Origin of the sequence: Protofrankia sp. CiT1 (assembly GCF_917627335.1) — a bacterium.
In the GTDB taxonomy this organism is placed as follows: Bacteria; Actinomycetota; Actinomycetes; order Frankiales; family Frankiaceae; genus Protofrankia.
Window position 1 is genome coordinate 1 of record NZ_CAKJTP010000244.1, and the last position, 3,835, is coordinate 3,835.

Annotated in this window: 3 protein-coding genes; all 3 read left to right on the forward strand. The window is 66.9% G+C overall.

Going from position 1 to position 3,835, the window contains the following annotated elements; all coding sequences use genetic code 11:
• Window positions 1-1,684: AAA domain-containing protein (locus MJ785_RS20805; RefSeq protein WP_239382484.1), on the forward strand; the 1,684-nt coding region annotated here is incomplete at its 5' end.
• Window positions 1,684-2,589 (forward strand): hypothetical protein, encoded by a 906-nt coding sequence (locus MJ785_RS20810; RefSeq protein ID WP_239382486.1) that lies wholly within the window; start codon window positions 1,684-1,686, stop codon window positions 2,587-2,589. The genes MJ785_RS20805 and MJ785_RS20810, both read left to right, overlap by 1 nt.
• A gap of 276 nt (window positions 2,590-2,865) precedes the next feature.
• A partial coding sequence (locus MJ785_RS20815) for an HNH endonuclease signature motif containing protein (RefSeq protein WP_239382488.1) occupies window positions 2,866-3,835 on the forward strand: 970 nt, incomplete at its 3' end.

The following is a 3,835-nucleotide window of genomic DNA, read 5'->3' on the forward strand; positions in this document are numbered from 1 at the left end:
CCTTCCCATTCGGGACCTCGTGACAAAGGCCGGCGACCTGGTGCTGGCCGCCCGCCCCTGCTGGGCGATGTCTCCACTGGTCGTGAGCCAGCTGCTGCCCGCGCAACGCCTGTTTGACGTCGTCATCTTCGACGAGGCAAGCCAGGTACGGCCGGCGGACGCGATCACTTCGATCATCCGTGGCCACCAGCTCGTGGTCGCCGGCGACCCGCACCAACTTCCGCCGACGACATTCTTCGCCCGGTTTCTCGCCGCCGGTGACGAGCAGGCCGGTGGCGGCTCCGACGGAACTGGCGACGACGACAGCGACAGCGCGACGAACACTGGAGACTTCGAGTCGATTCTGGATGTCCTGCAGACGCTACTGCCCAGCCGACGACTGCAGTGGCACTACCGCAGCAAGGACGAACGACTCATCACGTTTTCCAACGTCCACATCTACGACAATGATCTGATCACTTTTCCCGGTGTGCTGACCGGGACGCCCGTCGAGCACGTCCTGGTCGACGGGCGGCTGTCCCCGGGCCAGCAGGCCCCGGCACCCGAGGAGGTCGAGGCGGTTGTCGACTTGGTGCTGCGCCACGCCGAGCAACGCCCGACCGAAAGCCTGGGTGTCATCACCATGAGTGATAAGCAGGCGCAGCGGATCGATGCCAAGCTGCGAGCCGCCCGCGCCGGGCGTCCGGATCTCACCGGCTTCTTCTCCGAAAACCCGGACGGCATCCGGCGTCCGTTCTTCGTGAAGAACATCGAACGGGTCCAGGGCGACGAACGCGATTCGATCATTCTGAGCATCGGCTACGCCAAGGGGGTCGACGGCCGTCTCCCCCACAGATTCGGTCCACTCAACCTCGACGGCGGGGAACGACGGCTCAATGTGGCCGTGACCCGCGCACGGCGGCGGATGACCGTGGTCAGCTCCTTTTCGGACTATGACATGCACCCGGAGAAACTGCGCGCCACCGGTGCTCGCCTGCTGCGGGCATATCTGGAGTACGCCCGGCTCGGCGCCGACCTGACCGGATCGGGTCAGGCAACCGGAATTGACCTCAACCCCTTTGAGGACGACGTACTGAAGGCCCTGCAGGAAGCGGGCATACGGGTCGTTCCCCAGTACGGGGTGTCCGGTTGCCGAATCGACTTCGCCGCCGCTCATCCCGAACAGCCTGGACGTATGGTGCTGGCCATCGAAGCGGACGGAGCGAGCTACCACAGCTCGCAATCCGCACGGGACAGGGACCGCCTTCGTCAGGAACATCTGGAACGCCTCGGCTGGCGCTTCCATCGAATATGGTCGACAAGCTGGTTCCGGGACCCGATCACCGAGCTGGCGAAGGTGCAGGCGGCCTGGAAGGAAGCGGTCACCGCGGTCGACAGCGATGCACCGGCCCGACCGACCATGCCAACACCGCGAACGAAACCGGTGGGATCCACACCCGTGCCGCCGAGGCGGAAGGGAGCACGGCCACGCCTACGCGCGCGCGGCACGCCGATCGTCCAGTACACCGATTCCCAGCTCGACGCCCTCGTGCGGTGGATCCGCAGTGACGAGCTGCTTCGTACCGAGGAAGAACTGGTGGAGGCGGCCCGATCCGAACTCGGGTACGGCCGGCTCGGCCCGGTGATCCGCAGCCGGCTCACCGAAGCCGTCAGGCGGACCAACGTCGGAAACGGGACAGTCTGATGCCGGACGTGCTGGACACGGTCACCCGGGAACGGTTGGCGCGTCTTATCGTCGACCAGGACGGACCGTATGAACGGACCGGACGCGAGATCGCGGCGCTGTTTCGTCATGCGGATTGGCCGGATCCGGTGGACTACGACGGTTCATACCGGGTCCCCTGGGTCGACGAACTCCTGACATCCAGAGCCGGAGATCGGAATGCGGTCGAACGAATCCTGCGCCGGCTGTGCGACCAGCGGGAGTACGACGACCCACGATCAGCCGTCGCCATGCGGGATGCCGTCAACCGGATTCTCAACACAGACGGCCTCGCCGTGGCTTACCGTGGCGGCCAGAACATTGTTATCGACGTGAGACCATCGGCTGCCGAACCGGCGGCAAGCGCTCCAGTCGAGTTGACCGTTGACATAGCCGACTTCGTACACGACCACGCTATGGTCGGACTGCTGCGGAGTCGGCTCGGCGAAGCCATGACATGCAGAGAAAATGGCGCCTACTTCGCGGCGATCGTCACGGTGGGAAGCCTTCTCGAAGGCGTCCTGCACGCGGTGGTGCAACAACGAGACAAAATTCTGGCGGCCGAGAGCACCAGCGGAACCCGTACCGCTGCGACATCCGCGTCCGGTCGCGGGAACAGAGATCAGCCCAATCTTTACAACCTCATCGACACCGCGCACCGGTACGGACTCATCAAGCGCGACGCCAAGGACTTCGCCCAGGTCTTGCGCGAATACCGCAACTTCGTCCACCCGCGGTCCCAACTTGAACGCAACGTGCATCCGGACGCCGACCTCGCGACCATCTGCTGGAATGTCGCGATCATGACCCTCAACGACCTTGGCGCATCGCATTCGCAGACCCGGGATGGCGACCCGCGCTCGGATGGGCCGAAGTCATCCCGTTGAACGGTTACCGGGATCACGCCGCCGGACGCGGCTGCAGCGGCGGTCCGGCAGGTGACGAGGTGCGCCGTCGCAAGTAGATCTACGCCGCGTCTGCGGTGGCCCGCCAGACGGCTCCAGGTCGCCGAACGGGGTGGAAATGTCGGGATGGCAAGCTAAACTGAACATATGTTCGATACATCCGATGGATGCGCACGATCTGATGTGTGTCCACCATGTGATGCGTGCGCGGGCCCCGAGCCCATCGCCGGGTTGGATGCGGATGCCTGCCTGACCCTCATGACGACCATCGTGCGGGAGAAGGCCAGGCTGGACGCGGCGCTGATCCGTACGCAGGCCCGGTTCGTCGAGCTGCGATCCGCGGCCGGGCCGGACCCGGTGTTCAGCGAGTTCGCCGCCAGCGAGATCGCCATCGAGCTGGACCTGTCGTGCAGCGCCGCAGCCGCCCAGCTGAAGCTGGCACACACGGTGATCTACCGACTACCAGCCACCCTGGCCGCTCTGGAAGCCGGTGCGATCGACCTGGGCCGAGCGCGCGCGGTCGTCGACGCCACCGACTCGCTGTCGCAGGTCCACGCGGCCGCCGTCGAGGAGAAGGTGCTGGCCCGCGGCGGTCGAGCCAGCCACACACTGTTCCGCCAGGCCCTGCGCCGGGCTGTGCTCGCCGTCGACCCCGATGGCGCCCAGCGGCGCCACGAGAAGCAGCGCCGGGAGCGGCAGGTCCGCATCGGGCCCCTCGACGACGGCATGGCCGAGCTGTGGGCGTTCCTGCCGGCCGCCGAAGCCCAAGCCGCCTACCAGCGCATCGACGCCCTCGCCCGCTGTGCCGGCGCTCCGGACGATCCCCGGAGCATGGATGAACGCCGCGCGGACGTCCTCACCGACCTTCTGCTGGGCCGCCATCATGATTACGAACCCGTCCATATCGAGATCGGGGTGATCGTGCCTGCTGACACCCTGCTGGGGCTGACCGACGCCCCCGGCGAGCTGGCCGGCCACGGGCCGATCCCCGCCGGGCTCGCCCGCGACCTGGCCTGCGCGGCCAACGCCACCTGGCGGCGGATCCTCACCGACCCCGTCGACGGCAGTCTCCTGGATGTGAGCCGGCGACGGTTCCCCTCAGCCGCGCTTGCCCGTCACGTGCGGACCCGGGACCGCACCTGTCGGTTCCCAAGCTGCCGTAAACCCGCCGCGGCCTGCGACCTCGACCACGTCCAGCCCCATGCTGACGGCGGGACCACCGACCCGG

What these genes read in the sequence shown, in the direction of transcription:
- MJ785_RS20810 (WP_239382486.1), top strand. Translation starts at nt 1,684, where the DNA reads ATGCCGGACGTGCTGGACACGGTCACCCGGGAACGGTTGGCGCGTCTT.